The organism is Rhizobium sp. R635 (assembly GCF_002211285.1).
Taxonomy (GTDB): domain Bacteria; phylum Pseudomonadota; class Alphaproteobacteria; order Rhizobiales; family Rhizobiaceae; genus Rhizobium.
The window spans coordinates 49,971-69,825 of sequence record NZ_LOKX01000037.1; the positions used below are offsets into that span (position 1 = coordinate 49,971).

Consider the following 19,855-nt stretch of genomic DNA (forward strand, 5'->3'; position numbering starts at 1 on the left):
CGTAAGGTTGTGGTGCACGGAAGACTACATCACCGGCCGCAACGGCTGATCTGCGGGGAGGCTGATCACCACCGCAGATCCAGCCGGTCCAGCCCGTGGAAATGGTAGACGTCCTTGACCACCGGCGTCTTTGCCAGCTTGAGGTCGGCAAGCCGCTCGAACAGGATCGGCAGCACGACATTGAGCTCCAGCCGGGCCAGCGGCGCGCCGATGCAGAAATGGATGCCGGCGCCGAAGGAGAGGTTTGCCGCCTCGTTTCGATCGGGCCGGAAGGTCAGCGGATCGGTGAATTTCGCCGGATCGAGATTGGCGGCGGCGAGGATGAGGCTGACCTTGTCGCCACGCTTGAAGGAGACGCCGTCGATTTCGGCGGGCTCCAGCGCCCAGCGCTGGAAGATGTGAACCGGGGCACAGATGCGCAGGGTTTCCTCGACGGTGCGTTCCGTCGTGGCTTCATCCCGGAAGAGATCCGCCGGATCGCAGCCGCTGTCGAGGATGGTGCGCACGGAATTGCCGATCTGGTGCACGGTTGCCTCGTGTCCGGCATTGAGTAGCACGATCGTCGTCGAGACGAGCTCCTCCTCGGTCAGATACTGGCCCTTGTGCTCGGTATGGATCATGTGGGTGAGCAGGTCGTCGCGCGGCGCGGCACGGCGTTCCGTGATGACCGTCTTGACGTAATCGGAAAATTCCTTTGCCGCCCGCTCTGCCTCTTCCTCATGGGCGCGCGTGCGGCCGAACATGTACATGCGGACATAAGCATGCGACCAGGCGAGCAGCTGCGGCCCCATTTCCTCGGGGATGCCGATCATGCGGGCGATCATCGTCACCGGAATGATGTCGGCGAAGGCCGAGAGCAGCTCGACTTCGCGCTGGTCGGCGAAGCCGTCGATCAGGCGGTTGGCGAGTTCGGCGAGCTCCGGTTTCATCTTTTCGACATGGCGGGAGACGAAGGCGCGGTTGACGAGCGTGCGCAGCCGCGTGTGCTCCGGCGGTTCGAGTTCGAGCAGAGAATAACGTTCCGATAGGTCGAAACTGGCAAGATGCGGCATCGGCTCGGCAAGGCCGAGCTCCTCGCGGCTGGCGATGTGCAGGATCTGCCGGCCGAAGCGGCGGTCGCGCAGCAGGCCGTTCACATGGTCGTAGCCGGTGAAGAACCACTGCTTCTGCTCCTGCCAGTAAAAGGTCGGGCAGTGGGCGTGAAGCGCCGCATAGACGGCGTTCGGATTGCCGTAAAAGGCCGGGTTACGGGCATCCAGCGAGACATGGCGGCTGGCGCGATCGATCGAGAGAAAGGGCGGTATCGTCATGCCCTGAGGCTTAGCGGATTTGCCGGACCTCGGAAAGATGGTGGCTTAAGCGGCTGCGCGTCCCGCAGGACGCGCCCATCACTTTAAGACTTGCGCCTAAGCCTAGAGCATGTCGCGCAAAAGTGTGCAGCGGTTTTGCGAGAACGACATGCGTAAAACAAGGACCTAAAGCGCGAGGAGCGAATCTGAAAGATCGCGAAGCGCTTTAGGAATCGATTCCGGTTAACCGGCCCGCGACAGAGTGCTCATGCGCCGCAAGGCCTCGACCTGGTCGTCGACCGTCGGCACCAATTCGCCGGCGGTGCTGCTCGGCGTGGCGGGCGCTGGGGCTGCCGCCTCCGCTTCGCCGAACGTGACCGTGCAGTTGCGGCCGGCGGCCTTGGCTGCATAGAGCGCCCGGTCGGAGGCCGAGATCAGCTTGTCGATATTGGCTTCGACCGAGGAGGCGAGCGCGATGCCGATGCTGACGGTGACCGGAACGATCGCCTCGCCGGTGCTGACGGGAAGACGGCAGAATTCGGTGCGGATCGCTTCGGCGATCGCCTCGGCTTCGGTCTGGTCCGCGACGGCGGCGAAGGCTGCGAATTCCTCGCCGCCCATGCGGCCGAAGATGTTGCTCGGAATGTACTGGCGGGCCATGCGCGCGAAGGCGGTGAGCACGGCATCGCCCGACTGATGTCCGAAGCGGTCGTTGACGCGCTTGAAATGGTCGAGGTCGAAAAGCATCACCGCGACCTGGCGTTGTTCGATATGGGCCGTTTCCTGGATGGCGTCGAAATAGCCGAGCAGGCCGCGGCGGTTGAGCACGCCCGTCAGCGCATCGGTCAGGCTCAGCGCCCGCAGGTGCCGTTCGGAGCGCTCCATGATCAGACGGCAGGTGAGCGCAAAGGCGATGGTGAGCAGGAAGGCGCTTGCCATCGCCGAGACGCCGCCGATATTGGTCGCCTCGATCTCGTTCGGCAGCATCAGCGCCATCGTCAGCGCCGAGCCGAAGCACAGGCAGCCCTGGATGACGAAGATGCCCATCAGCTTGACGCGGGTGCGCTCGCGGCGCATGTCGCCGGCGGCGACTGCCATGGCGAGCGCCGTGGCGCCCGTCGCCGAGGCGAGGTTGTAGAGCACGACGCGGTTGGAATAATCATCGTTGACCCAGGGCAGGAAAACGCCTGCCAGCCAGATCGTCGGCGGCAGCAGCGTCCACCATTCGATCTTCTTGCGGTCGAGCGCAAGAAAGCCTGCTACCCAGGCGCTCTGCCCGAGGAGCGCGATGGCGTTGCCCGCTTCTATGGAAAGCACGCTGGGAATCTGGCCGCGCAGCGCGACCATCGCAAAGCCGATGCCGGTCAGAAGGAAGCCGAAGCCCCAATAGAGATAGGCCTCGTTCCTGACGTTGTGGCGCCAGGCGACGAACAGCACCAAAGCGAGCGTCATGGCCTCCGAGCACCAGATGGCGAGACCTGTAGCGATATTGAACACGGCAGCAACCCCTCGTCTGTCGGCCCTTGTCTGTTGGCCTGCATCCTTGCCGAGGAAGCTCGCCACTTCCTTAACGCCGCTGCACTGCGGCATGGTTTTACGCCGATATCTGCCGGTAGGCTTTCCGTAGGGTAAACGTGTGTGAGCACGGTCGAATGGAGTAAGCTTTTCTTCATCCTGTCACCGAGAAAAGCCGGGGGAGAGGGCGACTGGGGCTCGCGGTCGTCCGGGGTTTGGGAGAAAGAGGCTGCCGAAGCCGAAGCTTAGCCGCCTTGCCCCCGCCTTCTTAACGTTATCCCAATGCGTGTCTTGAAGAGAAGGGCAGGGACACTCTATGTAGGGATAAGACATTTTCTTTGATTCCCGGCGCCGGCCGGCGAGACGTTGACAAAGGACGCACATGAGAAACCCAGTCGATACCGCAATGGCCCTCGTGCCGATGGTCGTGGAACAGACCAACCGCGGTGAACGCTCCTACGACATCTATTCCCGCCTGTTGAAGGAACGTATCATCTTCCTGACGGGGGCCGTCGAGGACCACATGGCGACGCTCGTCTGCGCCCAGCTTCTCTTCCTCGAGGCTGAAAACCCAAAGAAGGAAATCGCGCTCTACATCAATTCGCCCGGCGGCGTCGTGACCGCAGGCATGGCGATCTACGATACGATGCAGTTCATCAAGCCCGCGGTTTCGACGCTCTGCATCGGCCAGGCCGCGTCCATGGGCTCGCTGCTGCTGGCGGCCGGCCACAAGGACATGCGCTTCGCCACCCCGAATTCCCGCATCATGGTGCACCAGCCCTCGGGCGGCTTCCAGGGCCAGGCTTCGGACATCGAACGCCACGCCCGCGACATCCTGAAGATGAAGCGCCGTCTGAACGAGGTCTATGTCAAGCACACCGGCCGCACCTATGAGGAAGTTGAAAAGACCCTCGATCGCGACCATTTCATGGATGCCGACGAAGCCCAGGGCTGGGGCGTGATCGACAAGGTCCTGACGTCCCGCCTCGAGATGGAAGGCGAGCAGGCCTAGTAATTAATTGGGATGGTGTTTTCGTCGCCACAGTTCTATCCCATTTGTGATTGAACAAGGGCTTTCATCCGGCGACGAAGACGCTAATAGTAACTATTAATGCTATGTTGAATTTTTATGACATAGCATTCGGCATTCGAAGGGGAATTCGTTGCCGCCGGAACCAGCACATGATTGATTGGAACCGGTTCGTACCCCCTGAAGCCCTTCTCGGCAAAGACTCCGGATACGGAGTGCCGGTCAGGAGCTGATTGAGTGGACCGCGATTTCGCCTTGAAATGCGGCGTGCTGGAAGGAAAGTGATATGAGCAAGGTCAGCGGCAGCAACGGCGGCGACAGCAAGAACACCCTCTATTGTTCGTTCTGCGGAAAGAGCCAGCACGAAGTCCGGAAACTGATTGCCGGACCGACCGTGTTCATCTGCGATGAATGCGTCGAATTGTGCATGGACATCATCCGCGAGGAGAACAAGTCCTCGATGGTCAAGTCCCGCGACGGCGTTCCGACGCCCCAGGACATCATCAAGGTCCTCGACGAATACGTCATCGGCCAGCGGCAGGCGAAGAAGATCCTGTCGGTCGCCGTTCACAACCATTACAAGCGCCTGGCGCACGCCTCCAAGAACGGCGAAGTCGAGCTGGCGAAGTCGAACATCATGCTCGTTGGGCCCACGGGCTGCGGCAAGACCTATCTTGCCCAGACGCTTGCCCGCATCATCGACGTTCCCTTCACCATGGCCGATGCGACGACGCTGACGGAAGCCGGTTATGTCGGCGAGGATGTGGAAAACATCATCCTGAAGCTCCTGCAGGCGGCCGACTACAACGTCGAGCGCGCGCAGCGCGGCATCGTCTATATCGACGAAGTCGACAAGATCTCGCGCAAGTCCGACAACCCGTCGATCACCCGTGACGTCTCGGGCGAGGGCGTGCAGCAGGCGCTCTTGAAGATCATGGAAGGCACGGTTGCATCGGTTCCGCCGCAGGGCGGCCGCAAGCATCCGCAGCAGGAATTCCTGCAGGTCGACACGACGAACATCCTGTTCATCTGCGGCGGCGCCTTCGCCGGCCTCGACAAGATCATCTCCGCCCGCGGCGAGAAGACGTCGATCGGCTTCGGCGCGACCGTCAAGGCCCAGGACGACCGCCGCGTCGGCGAAGTCCTGCGCGAACTGGAGCCGGAAGACTTGGTCAAGTTCGGCCTCATCCCCGAATTCATCGGCCGTCTGCCGGTTCTGGCGACGCTCGAGGACCTCGATGAGGATGCACTGATCCAGATCCTGTCCGAGCCGAAGAACGCGCTGATCAAGCAGTATCAGCGCCTGTTCGAGATGGAAGACGTGGAACTGACCTTCCACGAGGACGCGCTTCGCGAAATCGCCCGCAAGGCGATCGTGCGCAAGACCGGCGCCCGCGGCCTTCGCTCGATCATGGAAAAGATCCTGCTCGACACGATGTTCGAACTGCCGACGCTGGAAGGCGTGCGCGAAGTCGTCATCTCTGAGGAAGTCGTGCGCGGTTCGGCTCGTCCGCTCTACATCTATGCCGATCGTCAGGAAGAAAAAGCCAACGCTTCCGCGTAATGCTGTGACTTTCGCACCATTATTTTAAGGGGCTTGCCTTAGGCGAGCCCCTTTCTATTTGAAAAACCATGCGAGGCGCTGTTAGTATTTTCCCGGTGGGAACCGGAATTGCCTTTGCCGATCTTGCGCGAGGGGCGGTGCTTGGCAAAGATGCAGCGATTCCGTAAGCCTATTGCTGGCGTTTGTATTTTAGCGAGGTCGGAAGTGGTAAGCGCCGGTCCAGCCACGCGTTTCATAGTGTTGGCGTTCCGTTGTAATGAAGCTGTCACATCCGGGGAACGCGGGCGTTAGCGTGGCTTGAAAAGCGTAGTCAGAACCTCCACTTGTAGAGCCAAGTGAGAGTGCCGGCCGGTCCCAAGCGGCCGTGCAGAGAGCCCGGCAACGGGACGATGGAAAGGACATAAAATGACGAAGAAAACGTCTGTAGCGAGCAGCACCGCATATCCTGTTCTGCCCTTGCGCGACATCGTGGTTTTCCCGCATATGATCGTGCCGCTGTTCGTCGGACGGGAAAAGTCGATCCGTGCGCTCGAAGAGGTCATGGGGTCCGACAAGCAGATCATGCTGGTGACGCAGATCAACGCCAGCGACGACGATCCGGATCCTTCGGCGATCCACAATGTCGGCACCGTCGCGAACGTGTTGCAGCTGCTCAAGCTGCCTGACGGCACCGTGAAGGTTCTGGTCGAAGGCCGCGCCCGCGCGGAGATCGATTCCTATACCAGCCGCGAGGATTTCTACGAGGCGCTCGGCCATGTGCTCGAGGAGCCGCACGACGATCCGGTCGAACTGGAAGCGCTGTCGCGCTCGGTCGTTTCCGAATTCGAGAGCTACGTGAAGCTCAACAAGAAGATTTCGCCTGAAGTGGTCGGCGCCGCCAGCCAGATCGACGACTATTCCAAGCTCGCCGATACGGTTGCCTCGCATCTGTCGATCAAGATCACCGAGAAGCAGGAGATGCTGGAGACGACGAGCGTCAAGGCTCGCTTGGAAAAGGCTCTCGGCTTCATGGAAGGTGAGATTTCGGTCCTGCAGGTCGAAAAGCGCATCCGCTCGCGCGTCAAGCGCCAGATGGAGAAGACCCAGCGCGAATACTACCTCAATGAGCAGATGAAGGCGATCCAGAAGGAACTCGGCGACGGCGAGGAAGGCCGCGACGAGATGAGCGAACTGGAAGAGCGCATCTCCAAGACCAAGCTGTCCAAGGAAGCCCGTGAAAAGGCCGATGCGGAGCTGAAGAAGCTGCGCCAGATGAGCCCGATGTCGGCCGAAGCCACCGTCGTGCGCAACTATCTGGACTGGCTGCTCGGTATCCCGTGGGGCAAGAAGTCGAAGATCAAGGCCGATCTCAACAATGCCGAGAAGATCCTCGAAGCCGATCACTTCGGCCTCGACAAGGTCAAGGAACGCATCGTCGAATATCTCGCCGTGCAGGCCCGGGCCACCAAGATCAAGGGCCCGATCCTGTGCCTCGTCGGCCCTCCGGGCGTCGGCAAGACCTCGCTCGCCCAGTCGATCGCCAAGGCGACCGGCCGTGAGTATGTCCGCATGGCGCTCGGCGGCGTTCGCGACGAAGCCGAAATCCGCGGTCACCGCCGCACCTATATCGGCTCGATGCCCGGCAAGGTCATCCAGTCGATGAAGAAGGCGAAGAAGTCCAACCCGCTGTTCCTGCTCGACGAAATCGACAAGATGGGCATGGATTTCCGCGGCGATCCGTCGTCGGCCCTGCTCGAAGTGCTTGACCCGGCTCAGAACTCGACCTTCATGGACCACTACCTGGAAGTCGAATACGACCTGTCGGACGTGATGTTCATCACGACGGCGAATACGCTGAACATCCCGGCGCCCCTGATGGACCGCATGGAAATCATCCGTATCGCCGGCTACACCGAAGATGAAAAGCGTGAGATCGCCAAGCGGCACCTGCTGCCGAAGGCCATCAAGGAACACGCGTTGCAGCCGGAAGAATTCTCGGTCAGCGACGACGCCCTGATGGCGATCAGCCAGCAGTACACCCGCGAGGCCGGTGTCCGCAGCTTCGAACGCGAACTGATGAAGCTCGCCCGCAAGGCGGTCACCGAGATCATCAAGGGCAAGACGAAGTCCGTTCACGTGACGGCCGCAAACATCGCCGATTATCTGGGCGTCCCGCGCTTCCGCCATGGCGAAGCCGAGGGCGAGGACCAGGTCGGCGTCGTCACCGGTCTTGCCTGGACGGAAGTCGGCGGCGAGTTGCTGACCATCGAAGGCGTGATGATGCCGGGCAAGGGCCGCATGACGGTCACCGGCAATCTGAAGGATGTGATGAAGGAATCGATCTCGGCAGCGGCCTCCTATGTCCGCTCGCGCGCCGTCGATTTCGGCATCGAGCCGCCGATGTTCGAAAAGAACGACATCCACGTGCATGTGCCGGAAGGCGCAACGCCGAAGGATGGCCCCTCGGCCGGCGTCGCCATGGCGACCGCCATCGTCTCGATCATGACCGGCATCCCGGTCAACAAGCATGTGGCCATGACCGGTGAAATCACCCTTCGCGGCCGTGTTCTGCCGATCGGCGGTCTCAAGGAAAAGCTGCTTGCAGCGCTTCGCGGCGGCATCAAGAAGGTGCTGATTCCGGAGGAAAACGCCAAGGATCTGGCGGAGATTCCGGACAACGTGAAGAACAGCATGGAGATCATCCCGGTATCCCGCATGGGCGAGGTGATCAAGCATGCGCTGATCCGGCGGCCGGAGCCGATCGAGTGGGACGGCACGGTGGAAACGCCTGTCATCACGTCGGTCGAAGGTCTCGACGATACGGGCGCAGCCATAGCGCATTGAGTGGCACTTGCCACATTTATGCCCCATTGGAGCAAAACACGCAAAAAGGCTGGCGGAAACGCCAGCCTTTTTTGTGAAAACGTCATGGAGACGCTTGCTTTTCCTTGATTTGCAGGGCTTTTGGGTTTCCGGCGGGCCTGATGAAACCTATTCTGCGCCTAGCTTAGATTTGAGTCGTTTCATACCATTTAGAAAGGGGTGGAAACATGAACAAGAATGAACTCGTGTCCGCAGTGGCCGAAAAGGCAGGACTGACGAAGTCTGACGCAGCTTCCGCTGTTGACGCGGTTTTCGACGTTGTCCAGGCCGAACTCAAGAACAAGGGCGACATCCGCCTCGCTGGTTTCGGCAGCTTCACCGTTTCTCATCGCGCTGCAACGAAGGGCCGCAACCCGTCGACCGGCGCTGAAGTCGACATTCCGGCCCGCAACGTGCCGAAGTTCACGCCCGGCAAGGGCCTGAAGGACGCCGTCAACGGCTGATTTGATCGTCCGCCAGTCGTAAACGAGAACGGCTGAGCAGGATTTCGAGGGGTTCGGCATTGCCGGACCCCTTTTGTTTTGCCGCTTGCCGCATCCCGCACTTTGTTCTACGAACGGAGCTGTTCTCAGGGCGGGGTGAAAGTCCCCACCGGCGGTAAGGGCTGCGGCCCGAGCCCGCGAGCGCCTTCCGAAGCTTCGGCCGGGGAGGGGTCAGCAGATCCGGTGTGATTCCGGAGCCGACGGTATAGTCCGGATGAAAGAGAATGAGCATGGCCGCGTGCGGGCAGGGGACTGCCGGCCTGCGTGCCGTCGCCTCATGCGTCCTGATTTATGTTTGGTCCCTGTTTTGGATGGAAGACATGAATCAGAATTCCCTTGCACTCCCGCGTTCCCGCGCCTTTGCCGGCGCAGCTTTCATGGTGCTTGGAGGCGTGGCCTTCTCGCTCCTCAACGTCGTCACCCAATGGCTGACCATGAAGCTCGCCTTTCCGCCGGCATCCGCAGCCTTCTGGCAATATGCCTTTGCCTTTCTTTTCTCCTTGCCCTTCCTGCGCAAGGCAGGCCTTTCGGCCATGCGGACGGACTATCCCTGGCGGCATGTCGTGCGCGTCTTCTTTGCCGCGCTCGGCGTCGAGGCTTGGGTTTTAGGTCTTGCCTCGGTGCCGATCTGGCAGGCGATCGCGCTCGTCATGACCTCGCCCTTCTTCATCATCCTTGGCGCCCGCCTGTTCCTCGGCGAACGTGTCGGCCCCGCCCGCTGGGCGGCGACCGGTGTCGGTTTTGCCGGCGCGATGATCATCCTCCAGCCATGGTCTGATGGTTTCACCTGGGCAGCACTGCTGCCTGTCCTCTCGGCGCTGCTCTGGGGCGCCTCGTCGCTGATCACCAAGAGCCTGACCGGCATCGAGAGACCGGAAACGATCACCGTCTGGCTGTTGGTGCTGCTGACGCCGATCAACGGCGGCCTGGCGCTTGCGGCCGACTTCGCGGTGCCGACGGGCACGACACTCGCGCTCTTCCTTCTCGCAGGCCTGCTCACGGTCGTGGCGCAATATCTGCTGACCCTTGCCTATGCCAGCGCCGACGCCGCCTATGTGCAGCCGTTCGATGATCTCAAGCTGCCGCTGAACGTGCTCGCCGGCTGGCTGTTCTTCGGCTATGCGCCGGCCGGCTATCTGTGGCTGGGCGCCGCGCTCATTCTTTCCGCGTCGCTCTTCATCATGAGGAACGAGATGCGCCGGGAAAAGCAGCCGGCCTGACGCGAACCCTCTGAAATCTCGCGGGCTGTCATGTCTGTGTCATGGCAGTCCCGCAAAACCCCTCTGTTCGATCTTTCGACATTGGGGGATTTCATGACAATTTCATCGCGCAAGGCGGCGCTCGCTGCCGTGCTTCTCGCATCCGTTGCCTTCCCGGCCGCGGCCGAGCCGGTTTTCAACCGCATCGCTTCCTTCCCGGTCGCTCAGAACCTGCCGGCCGAAAAGGACAAGCTTTCGCCGACATCCGCCGAAATCATCACCGCGACCGATGACGGCAACACGCTGATCTATAGCGACAGTCCGCTCGGTGCGATCGGCTTCATCGACATCACCGACGCCAAGGCCCCGAAAGCCGGCGGCGCGCTGATGATGGACGGCGAGCCGACATCAGTCACCTCGAGCGCCGGCAAGGCACTCGTCGCCGTCAACACCTCCGAAAGCAAGGCCAAGCCTTCGGGTCGCCTCGCGATCGTCGACATGGCGACGAAAAAGATCGAGAACACCTGCGATCTCGGCGGCCAGCCGGATTCGATCGCCCTCAACAAGGACAAGACGCTCGGGACCATCGCGATCGAAAACGAGCGTGACGAAGAGGTCAATGACGGCAAGATCCCGCAGATGCCGGCCGGCGACCTCGTCGTCTTCCAGGTCAAGAACGGCGCCGTCGATTGCGGCACCATCAAGCACGTGGCGCTGACCGGGCTTGCCGGTGTCGCCCCTGAAGATCCGGAGCCGGAATTCGTCGCCTTCAACGGCCTGAACGAAATTGCCCTGACGCTGCAGGAGAACAACGAGATCGTCATCATCGACGCCAACACGGCTCAGGTGAAGACGCATTTCACCGCCGGCAGCGTCGATCTCACCGGCATCGACACGAAGCGGGACGGCGCCCTGAAATTCTCAGGCGAATCCAAGGGGGTGCCGCGCGAACCTGACGCCGTGAAGTGGCTGGACGACAACCGCCTCGTCGTTGCCAATGAAGGCGATTACCAGGGCGGGTCACGCGGCTTCACCATCTTCGACAAGACGGGCAAGGTTCTCTACGAATCGGGCGCATCCTTCGAGCGCGCCGTTGCCCATATCGGCCACTATCCGGAAAGCCGCTCGGGATCGAAGGGCGTCGAGCCGGAAGGCCTCGAAGCCGCCAAGTTCGGCGATGAGCAATATTTCTTCCTGCTCGCCGAGCGCGCCTCCGTCGTCGGCGTCTACAAGGATACCGGCGCCGATCCCGAGCTCGTTCAGCTGCTGCCGTCGGGCATTTCGCCGGAAGGTGCGGTCGCTGTTCCCCAGCGCAACCTCCTTGCCACCGCCAATGAACTCGACCTCGGCAAGGATGGCGGAACGCGCTCGCATGTCATGATCTATGAGCGCGCGGAAGGCGAGAAGGCCTATCCGCAGATCGTCTCGGCCGAAAAGGACGGCAATCCGATCGGCTTCGCCGCTCTTTCGGGCCTCGCCGCCGTTCCGGGCAAGCCGGGCATGCTCTACGCCGTCAGCGACAGCGTTCTCGGTTCGCAGTCGACGATCTACACGATCGACGCCACCAAGAAGCCGGCCGTCATCACCGACGCCCTGGTCGTCAAGCGTGACGGCTCTCCGGCCCAGAAGCTCGACATCGAAGGCATCGCGGCGGCCGCCGATGGCTCCTTCTGGCTTGCCTCGGAAGGCTACAGCGAACGTCTCGTCCCGCACGCCCTCTACAACGTCAATGCCAAGGGCGACATCAAGGCTGAAATCGCTCTGCCGAAGGAACTCGCCGCCAACGAAATCCGCTACGGCTTCGAAGGCGTGACCATTATCGGCACCGGCGACGACGCCACACTCTGGATGGCGGTCCAGCGTGAGTGGAACGACGACGAAAAGGGCTTCGTCAAGCTCGTCTCCTACAATCCGAAGAAGAAGGAATGGGGCGCCGTGCGCTATCCGCTCGACAAGACGGAAAGCGGCTGGGTCGGCCTGTCCGAGATTTCGGCCCAGGGCGACAGCGTCTACATCATCGAGCGCGACAACCTCGTCGGCGACGCCGCCAAGCTGAAGAAGCTCTACAAGGTGGCGATTTCGGAGCTGAAGCCCGCCAAGCTCGGCGGTGAACTTCCAGTCGTCAAGAAGACCGAAGCGCACGACTTCCTCGGCGAACTCAAGAGCGCGACCAACGGCTATGTGCTGGACAAACTCGAAGGCTTCACCTTCGACGCATCGGGCAAGCCCTACGCCGTCACCGACAATGACGGCGTCAGCGATTCTTCCGGCGAGACTTTGTTCTTCCCGGTCGAGCTGAGCGCGACGAACTAGAAGCTGCCCCTCACGCTAGCCCTCTCCCCGTAAAAACGGGGAGAAGGTGCCAGCAGGCGGATGAGGGGCTGCTCTCGTCTCGCGGCAGTACTTACGAACCTCCAGTCCTACCAGCGCTGATGCACATGCGGCGCGATCAGCCGCTCGTAGATCTCCCGCGTTGCCGCCATGACATCGGCCGAGAGCGGCGCGAGGTCGGCAGCGGCCGCGTTGGCCTTGGCCTGCTCGGCGTTGCGGGCGCCGGGGATGACCACGGTGACGGCATCGCTCATCAGGATCCAGCGCAGCGCGAAGGCGGCCATGGTGGCGCCGGCCGGCACCAGCTTGCGCACGTCCTCGACCGCCTGCAGGCCAACCTCGAAAGGCACGCCGGCAAAGGTCTCGCCGACATCGAAGGCCTCGCCATGGCGGTTGAAATTGCGGTGGTCGTCGCTGGCGAAATGTGTATCCCGGGTGATCTTGCCGGAGAGAAGGCCGCTTGCGAGCGGCACGCGGGCGATGATCGCCACATTCTTGCGGCGTGCTTCCTGAAAGAACAGATGGTCGGGGCGCTGGCGGAAGATGTTGTAGATGATCTGGATGCTGACGACGCCGGGATATTCGATCGCCTTCAGCCCATCCTCGACCTTTTCGACGCTGACGCCGTAACCCTTGATCTTGCCGGCCTTCTGCAACTCGTTCAGGCCTTCGAAGACTTCAGGCTGGTAAAGCACCTCGCGCGGCGGGCAGTGCAACTGTACGAGGTCGAGGCTGTTGACGGCGAGGTTTTTGAGGCTGCGGTCGATGAAGCCTTCGAGATTGGCCTTGGTATAGCCCTCCGCCACATGCGGATTGAGGCGGCGGCCCGCTTTGGTCGCGACCATCGGGCGTTCGCCGCCGCGTGTCTTCAAGACATCAGCGATGATCTTTTCCGAGCGGCCGTCGCCATAGACATCCGCCGTGTCGATGAACGTCATGCCGGCATCGAGCGCTGCATTCAGTGCGGCGCGCCCGTCCGCCTCGCTGATATCGCCCCAGGAGCCGCCGATCTGCCAGGCGCCGAAGCCGACATTGGTGACGGTGAAAGGCATGCGGCCGAAAGCATGGTGTTTCATGAAAAATCTCCTCAGGTTATGAAAGATGCTGGCCTATCAGCCGGGCGACGGTGCGGCAATTGCCGATCCGGCCTTGATCGCTCGCCTCGATGAAATATCGTCGGAAGACGAGGCTTCAACTCTATTGGATGGAAAAGGAAAGATCATGGAGATCAAACCCGTCGGCTCCAGCCCTTCGATAAAACCGCCGGCCGACTATTTCACCGGGGCCGTTCGCCAGGACCCGTTGATGGAGGCGCCGGCGCCGGCGCGGGTGAGGGCAACCTCCGTTACCTTCGAACCCGGCGCCCGCACGGCCTGGCACACCCATCCGCTCGGCCAGACGCTGATCGTCACATCGGGCAGGGGCCTCGCCCAGAGCTGGGGTGGCGAAATCCAGGAGATTCGCGCCGGCGACACGATCTGGTTCGCGCCCGGCGAAAAACACTGGCACGGCGCCGGCCCGGACACGGCAATGACGCATATCGCCATCCAGGAAGCGCTGGATGGCCGCGTGGCCGACTGGATGGAACAGGTCAGCGACGAGCAATATTCCGGCAAGGCGTAAGCTGATCAGAGGCGCTTCAGGCAATAGGAAAAATGCGCATGTGATTCGACCGTCAGAAACTCGAATTGCCAGCCGTAATCCTTGCAGAACTTGGTGACCGCCTCGACGACGCCGTAGACGATCGGCTTGACCGTGTTGCCGGTGCAGAAATCATGGCCGGCGATGCGCCCCGTCCGCTTCACCTTCCTCTCGCAAAGCAGCAGCTCCTGCCATGTGAGCTCGAACGAGTGGTCGGTGTCGATATAGGCCCAGTCGAGGAAATCATCCTCGAATTCGGCGAGTTTTTCGAGCGACGTGCCCTGCATCAGATGCAGCCGGCCGGCCTCGATCTCGGCCCCGAACTGCGTATGGATCGAATCGAGGCCGGAACTGTAGCGATCCATCGACCAGGGATCGATGAGATAGAGCTGCGCCGGGCGGTTCTTTTCCAGAATCTCCGCCGTATATTCGCCGAAGGCCGCTCCCACCTCGACGCCGATGCCGCCGTTCGGGATACGATAGAGCAGTTCGCCGCGATCCGGCAGCAGCCGGGCGTTTTCCATATGACGGGCGCTGAGTGCCGTGCGCGGCATGCTCGCCCGCAGCGCCTGCCTTTCTTCACGTGTTTTCATCTCTGATCTCGGAATTGCGGGCGGCTGACGGCCCTGATGCGGTTCGAGGGGAACGTAGGAGCGGCCAGTGCGGATGACAACCGCATGACAGGAATTTGCTTCTTTCGTGTAAACCGCTAAGTTTCACCTGTGGACTGACGGAAGAGCCTCGGGAGGAGCGATTTCATGAGACGCATGTGGCCTGAAGAATTCAACGCCATTATCAGCGGAGCCGAGGAGGTGATGCTGGAATTACCCGCCGAGGCCGGCGAAGCGCCGTTGCGCCGCAAAGCGCTGAAGGCGCGCATCACCATGGAGGATTACGAGCGGATCTGGCCGCTCGCCGAGATGCGCTTCCGCCTTGGCGAGGAAAGTTTCGCAGGCAAGGCCATCACCCTGATCACCACCAACCCTCACTACCACGCCTGGCATCCGAAGGACGGCGGCAGCGTCGACGCCGTGTCGGAGAGCGGCCGCCACTACAAGACCGATTATATCGTCGTGCACTTCCTGCTCGACGATGTGAGGGAAACATCCCCCGCCTGAGCTTTCAGGCCCGGTGCGGCCGGAAGCCGCACCGGCTTTATCCTGAAGCCGAGTTGATCCCGACGCTGATGACAACGGCGGCGATATCGTTAAGCTCGGCGAAAATGTTCTTTCGAAATGGAGGCTCCCGTGACGGGCAATGTGCTGGATATCCCTGTCAAGACAGTGGATGGTCGTGAAACCACGCTCAACGAATACAAGGGCAGGGTGCTCCTGATCGTCAACGTCGCCTCCAAATGCGGGCTGACGCCGCAATATGAGGGGCTTGAGAAACTCTATGAGGAAAAGCGCGAGCGCGGCTTCGTCATCGCCGCTTTTCCCGCCAACGACTTCAAGGGCCAGGAGCCCGGCACCGACGCCGAGATCCTCGACTTCTGCACTCTCACCTATGACGTCAAATTCCCGATCTTCTCGAAAATCTCCGTCAAGGGCGAGGCCCAGCACCCGCTTTACCGGCAATTGACCAAGTCGGGTGTCGCGACGACAGGCGACGGCCCGATGCGCGAACGCCTGAAAGCCCACGGCATATCAGGCGGCGACGAGGACGACATCCTCTGGAACTTCGAAAAATTCCTGATCGGCCGCGACGGCAAAATCGCCGCCCGCTTCGCGCCTGATGTGACGGCGGATGATTCGCGGCTGGTTTCCGCAGTGGATAAAGAACTGGCGAAGGGATGAACGCCTCGGGCTGCCAAGCGCGTCTGGACTGCGGTGATTTGCAAAGAGGCTGAACAGGATCTTCAGATCCCGAGCACGGTCACAAGCGGGGGCGTGAAGTCCTTGAAGCCCAGTCTCGGCCAATCGCATCTTTCGTCAAATCTTGTCTTCGGTACGTGGCGCTGACAGTTCGGTTTCGTCTTGAATGCATATCCGGGCAGGCTGACATATGTGGCATGCGGCGCGCAAAGCGCGATAGCAATGCACAGCGTCAATGTGGAGCTGAGAGCCCTCATGGCACACCTCCAGGCGTCATAAGTCTCCAAGCATGGAGACTTTCCGGGCGGCGAATTCTCCCACTTTTGCCTGCCCTCATCCATTCGCCCAATAGGAGGTGGCCCGGCGGCCGGAGTAGTCCGTTTTGGTGGAGCTGGCTTTCATGCGGTGCGCCGTATCGGAAACGGCCGGGCGTGTGCCTGCTGCGCCAGGACGTCCTGTCGGCTGCCGTTCCGATTCGGGCCGCCCGGCAGCGGTCGAGAATTCGTGCGATAAGCGACAGGCGGTGACGAAAAAACCCGCGCCGATGCGTCTGATGGTGCCGCGACGGCAACGAGTCCGGTTCTTGCTCTATCCGCCATATAGCTCGGCCAGGTTGGCAGACCGCAGCCGGGTCTCATGGGCCAGGCCGGGGATGTGGGCCGTCTGAAATCAGGCTCCAGAATGCATTGTCGCGAGACAATGTTTCAAACTCCGCCAGGGCGCCAAGCCGTTGAAAAGCGGCTTCGGAAGCGTGCCTGTTTGCCCAGCGCAAACAATCCATGAACTTAACTTCGCGTTCTCGCTCACTCATCGGCGCTTCGATCGAGCCTTTGGCGTGGAGGCGGGACTTGCTGTAGATGCGGCCGTTCCGCGTCGTGACGGTGACGATGTGCGGCAGGCGCTCTACGCCTTTTTCTTCTTCGGGCGAATAAGACTGCATTTCGATGCGCGGCATAAACTCCCGGATTTCCGGCCGCTGGATCTCCCGTCGCGTAAAGTCCGAAAGGCTGAGGGAACCTTTCAGGAAGGCCGTCGCCAGGCAATATTGCATCGAGAAGCGGGCCTGCATCTCGTCGGCGGGGGTGGGATAGGCGAGGTTGCGGGCAGCGGATATGCCGACTTTGGTCTCGATCCTGACGATATCATCGGCCGCAAGCGCATGCTGCTGCTTCAGATCCAGAAGCGCGTCGATCGCGCGATGGGTCGAGGCGCAGCAGGGATGGCGCTTGGTCACCAGCCCACGGCCCTCGATGATATGGGTCTCGTCGAATGTCAGGCCTTCCCAGCCGTGGGCTTCGTCACCCCCGAAAAGATCGAGGAAGCCTTGCCGCCGCTCGAGAATATCAAGCCGCCCGCTCATGCCGGCAAGCGCCATGCGCGCCGCATCCACCGCATTGCGCGCGGCGATGCCCGCGTGAAGCGGCTTGGCGGTCGTGCCGAATTGTCCTTTCGGGCCGCAGGCGAAGCTGGTCGCGAGGCTCATGGCCGCGGCCGTGACCTCTTTGTCGGCTCCGAGAAGCCGTGCCACGCCGGCCGCCGCTCCGATGCTGCCAACTGTCGCGGTCGCGTGCCAACCCCTGTTGTAGTGAGAGGGATTGACGCCAAAGCCGACGGCTGCCTGTGCTTCCAGCCCGGCCAAATAGGATTCGAGAAAACGTCTTCCACTCGTGACCGCGCCGCTCGTGAGAACCGCCAACAATGCAGGCACCAGCACTGCGGAAGCGTGCGCCCGCGCCGGATGAAAATTGTCATCGAAATCGAGTGCGTGAGCCGCCGTTGCGTTGATGAGCGCTGCAAGCGGGGCCGAGGCGGAGCCGCCGGTCACGAGGCGCGCCTCGCCGCCTTGGGCGATTTCCCGGTCGAAGGCGCGGGTGAGCGTGGCGACGCTTTCATCGTTCCTGCCGGCGATCATACAGCCGATGGTGTCGACCGCGGCATCCCTTGCCCTGTCCATGGCGAGGCTTGAGAACGTGGTTCGGGACAGAACCTGTTCCGCGATCTTCTGGAGAATGGTGGCCATTGACGAAAGTCTTTCCGTGAGTTTGGTTCCTTCCCGGAAAATGTTCAACTTTCTGCAAGCCCGCAATCTTATGCGGTTTACGGGTAGGGCTATCGATATCGGAGATAGAATGGCACGCGACGCGAGTGCGGCGATCAGCTTGAAACATATCGAGGCCTATGACGCTATCGCCGCGACCGGCTCGACGATTGCCGCCGCCGCCGAGCTCGGGATATCGCAATCGAACGCCAGCCGCCTGTTGCAGCAGTTGGAGGACTATCTCGGGGTTCGGCTCTTCGAACGGGAAAAGAACCGGCTTCAGCCGACCCGCGAAGGGCTGCAGCTCGGCCCGGAAATCCGTGCCATTTCCGACCGATTGCGCGCCTTGAAAACTGCGGCGGCGGAGCTTGAGAGCGGTCGCTCGCGCGAGATCATGCTGCGGCTTGCGTTCCCGGCCAGTCTCTCATCGACGCGCGTGCCCAAGATGCTGCGCACATTCCTGGCCGCCAACGGCCCGGTGCGTATCGAGGTGGCATCCGGAAGCTATCTTGCCATCGAACGCATGGTTGTTGACGGAGAAGCCGATATCGGTTTCACGCGTTTGCCGCTGACGACGCCCGGCCTCAGGCAGGAGCGGATCATACCGTCACATGTGACCTGCGCGCTTCACGAGGGCCACGCTTTGGCCGGACGCTCGTCGCTTTCGATCGGCGACCTGAAGGGACAAGATCTGATCGTCCTCAATCGCGAGAGGCCCGTCAGGCATCAGTTGGAGGCACTGTTCTATCAGCACGGGCTGCGGCAACGCCCGCTTCTGGAGGCGCATTCCGTTGCAAGCGCCTGTGCGCTTGCCGCCGAAGGCCTCGGCATAGCCCTGGTCGGAGACCTCATCGCGCGTGAATATGCCGGCCAGCCGCTCCATCTAATCCCTCTGAAGCCGGACCTGCCGGTGACCTACGGTCTCGTCAGCAGCGAAAGGAATCCGCTTCCAAAGGTTGCGGGATTATTCCTGCAATCGATCGCCGACTGGCCGCAATGACCGACCCTGCCCGACGAGGTGCCATTTCATGAATATCAAACAGCTCGAAGTGCTGCGTACATTGCTCGCGACCGGATCGACCATAGCCGCCGCCAAGGCCATGGGGCTCAGCCAGTCCGGTGTAAGCCGCATCCTGCAGCAACTGGAAAAGGATCTTTCGATCACGCTGTTCGTGCGTGACAAGGGCCGGCTGATCGCAACGCCCGAGGCGATCGTCCTTGCCCGCGATGCCGAAAACGTCCTTCTCGCCGTCGATCGGATGACTGGTCATGCGGAGGATCTGCGCAAGGGGGCATCGGGACCGGAGATCGTGCGGATCGGATTGCCGAGCAGCATGTGGGAGAATTTTGCGCCTGCGATGCTTCTCGACTATGTGCGCGAATTTCCGGGCGTGCGGATCGAGACATTCTTCGAAACGACCACGGCGATCAGCAAGCTGGTTGAGGAGCGTGTCATCGACATCGGCTTCCTGCGCATGGAGGGGGAGACGGGATCGGGCATCGAGATCGATCGGGTGGCGAAGGGGGAGAGCGTCTGCGTCATCCCTAGGGATCATCCGCTGGCGGAGCTGAGCGAGATCACCATCAAGAACCTGCGCAACGTACCGCTCGTCCTCATCGGGCGGCAGCGGCCGAATCGGATGGCGCTGGATCAGGAGTTCAAGCGCGCCGGCGTCACGCAGATGGTCAAGATCGAGACACATACCAACAGTTCTGCCTGCGCTTACGTTGCGCATGGCCTGGGTGTCACGATCATCAGCAGCTTTTACGCAAACCTCTATCGCCATCTGCCTGTGATCCAACGGCCGTTCATCCCGACGGCCAAGCAGGAATTCGGCTTGGCACGAGCGGCCGGCGTTCCGCTGTCGATCGCGGCACAGGGATTGAGCAACGCATTGACGAAACAGATCGAGTTTTCGCAGAAAACAGATTGATTTCATGTCATTAGAGGCATGAGTAAACATTCTGATCGATGTCGGCCTTTCCTCCGACTCTGCATAAACATATGACGATTACGCATAATATTGCGCCACTTTCGTCAATCCCTCATAGTTTGACCCAACGAAATCGATGGCGGCCGACAGAAAAGC

The 19,855-nt window shown here is 61.3% G+C and carries 17 protein-coding genes and 1 riboswitch; of the genes, 11 read left to right on the top strand and 6 right to left on the bottom strand.

Features of this window, described 5'->3' with window-relative positions; genetic code table 11:
• Window positions 1–65: 65 nt before the first annotated feature.
• Window positions 66–1,310: a cytochrome P450 gene (locus ATY78_RS27220; protein ID WP_088685409.1), complete on the bottom strand. Its 1,245-nt coding sequence runs from the start codon at window positions 1,308–1,310 to the stop codon at window positions 66–68.
• Window positions 1,311–1,532: 222 nt separating this feature from the next.
• Window positions 1,533–2,786, bottom strand: a complete 1,254-nt coding sequence (locus ATY78_RS27225) for a GGDEF domain-containing protein (RefSeq protein WP_088685521.1) — start codon at window positions 2,784–2,786, stop codon at window positions 1,533–1,535.
• Between the two features lie 400 nt (window positions 2,787–3,186).
• Between ATY78_RS27225 and clpP the strand changes: the two genes are divergently transcribed.
• The 6 genes from clpP to ATY78_RS27255 all read left to right on the top strand — a co-directional run bounded on the left by clpP (window position 3,187) and on the right by ATY78_RS27255 (window position 12,254).
• A complete protein-coding gene (clpP, locus tag ATY78_RS27230) occupies window positions 3,187–3,816 on the top strand; it encodes an ATP-dependent Clp endopeptidase proteolytic subunit ClpP (protein WP_003573944.1) in 630 nt (209 codons plus the stop codon).
• Between the two features lie 304 nt (window positions 3,817–4,120).
• Complete coding sequence (clpX, locus tag ATY78_RS27235) at window positions 4,121–5,398, top strand: ATP-dependent Clp protease ATP-binding subunit ClpX (RefSeq protein WP_004680013.1); 1,278 nt, start codon at window positions 4,121–4,123, stop codon at window positions 5,396–5,398.
• Between the two features lie 405 nt (window positions 5,399–5,803).
• Window positions 5,804–8,221 carry an endopeptidase La gene (gene lon, locus ATY78_RS27240; RefSeq protein ID WP_088685410.1) on the top strand — a complete coding sequence of 806 codons (2,418 nt, stop codon included), beginning with the start codon at window positions 5,804–5,806 and terminating at the stop codon, window positions 8,219–8,221.
• Window positions 8,222–8,427: 206 nt separating this feature from the next.
• Window positions 8,428–8,703, top strand: a complete 276-nt coding sequence (gene hupB / locus ATY78_RS27245) for a DNA-binding protein HupB (RefSeq protein WP_003558438.1) — start codon at window positions 8,428–8,430, stop codon at window positions 8,701–8,703.
• A gap of 117 nt (window positions 8,704–8,820) precedes the next feature.
• Window positions 8,821–8,972, top strand: a riboswitch (FMN riboswitch).
• 90 nt (window positions 8,973–9,062) lie between these two features.
• Window positions 9,063–9,962, top strand: a complete 900-nt coding sequence (locus ATY78_RS27250) for a DMT family transporter (protein ID WP_088685523.1) — start codon at window positions 9,063–9,065, stop codon at window positions 9,960–9,962.
• Between the two features lie 93 nt (window positions 9,963–10,055).
• Window positions 10,056–12,254, top strand: coding sequence for an esterase-like activity of phytase family protein (locus tag ATY78_RS27255; RefSeq protein WP_088685522.1), 2,199 nt, complete (start codon window positions 10,056–10,058; stop codon window positions 12,252–12,254).
• A 107-nt stretch (window positions 12,255–12,361) separates the two neighbouring features.
• Here the strand turns inward: ATY78_RS27255 and ATY78_RS27260 are convergent, their stop codons facing one another.
• A complete protein-coding gene (locus ATY78_RS27260) occupies window positions 12,362–13,348 on the bottom strand; it encodes an aldo/keto reductase (RefSeq protein WP_088685411.1) in 987 nt (328 codons plus the stop codon).
• 124 nt (window positions 13,349–13,472) lie between these two features.
• Here ATY78_RS27260 and ATY78_RS27265 point away from each other — a divergent pair, with 124 nt between their 5' ends.
• Entirely contained in the window at window positions 13,473–13,895 is a 423-nt protein-coding gene (locus ATY78_RS27265) for a cupin domain-containing protein (protein WP_190237545.1), read from the top strand.
• A gap of 5 nt (window positions 13,896–13,900) precedes the next feature.
• On the opposite strand, the gene ATY78_RS27270 is transcribed toward ATY78_RS27265, so the two are convergent.
• Complete coding sequence (locus ATY78_RS27270) at window positions 13,901–14,506, bottom strand: class I SAM-dependent methyltransferase (protein WP_088685412.1); 606 nt, start codon at window positions 14,504–14,506, stop codon at window positions 13,901–13,903.
• Between the two features lie 165 nt (window positions 14,507–14,671).
• On the opposite strand from ATY78_RS27270, the gene ATY78_RS27275 reads away from it, so the two are divergent.
• Together ATY78_RS27275 and ATY78_RS27280 are read left to right on the top strand one after the other, a co-directional pair.
• Window positions 14,672–15,031, top strand: coding sequence for a hypothetical protein (locus ATY78_RS27275; RefSeq protein WP_088685413.1), 360 nt, complete (start codon window positions 14,672–14,674; stop codon window positions 15,029–15,031).
• A gap of 129 nt (window positions 15,032–15,160) precedes the next feature.
• Complete coding sequence (locus ATY78_RS27280; protein ID WP_088685525.1) at window positions 15,161–15,709, top strand: glutathione peroxidase; 549 nt, start codon at window positions 15,161–15,163, stop codon at window positions 15,707–15,709.
• A gap of 62 nt (window positions 15,710–15,771) precedes the next feature.
• On the opposite strand, the gene ATY78_RS29060 is transcribed toward ATY78_RS27280, so the two are convergent.
• Both ATY78_RS29060 and ATY78_RS27290 read right to left on the bottom strand, forming a co-directional pair.
• Window positions 15,772–15,984, bottom strand: a complete 213-nt coding sequence (locus ATY78_RS29060; protein ID WP_088685414.1) for a hypothetical protein — start codon at window positions 15,982–15,984, stop codon at window positions 15,772–15,774.
• 377 nt (window positions 15,985–16,361) lie between these two features.
• The gene (locus tag ATY78_RS27290) at window positions 16,362–17,747 is read right to left on the bottom strand and encodes an MmgE/PrpD family protein (RefSeq protein ID WP_088685415.1); all 1,386 of its coding nucleotides are present in this window, start codon (window positions 17,745–17,747) and stop codon (window positions 16,362–16,364) included.
• A 40-nt stretch (window positions 17,748–17,787) separates the two neighbouring features.
• On the opposite strand from ATY78_RS27290, the gene ATY78_RS27295 reads away from it, so the two are divergent.
• On the top strand, window positions 17,788–18,765 hold the full coding sequence (locus tag ATY78_RS27295; protein ID WP_190237538.1) for a LysR family transcriptional regulator: 978 nt from the start codon (window positions 17,788–17,790) through the stop codon (window positions 18,763–18,765).
• A gap of 28 nt (window positions 18,766–18,793) precedes the next feature.
• Window positions 18,794–19,699 carry a LysR family transcriptional regulator gene (locus ATY78_RS27300; protein WP_088685417.1) on the top strand — a complete coding sequence of 302 codons (906 nt, stop codon included), beginning with the start codon at window positions 18,794–18,796 and terminating at the stop codon, window positions 19,697–19,699.
• Window positions 19,700–19,855: the final 156 nt, after the last annotated feature.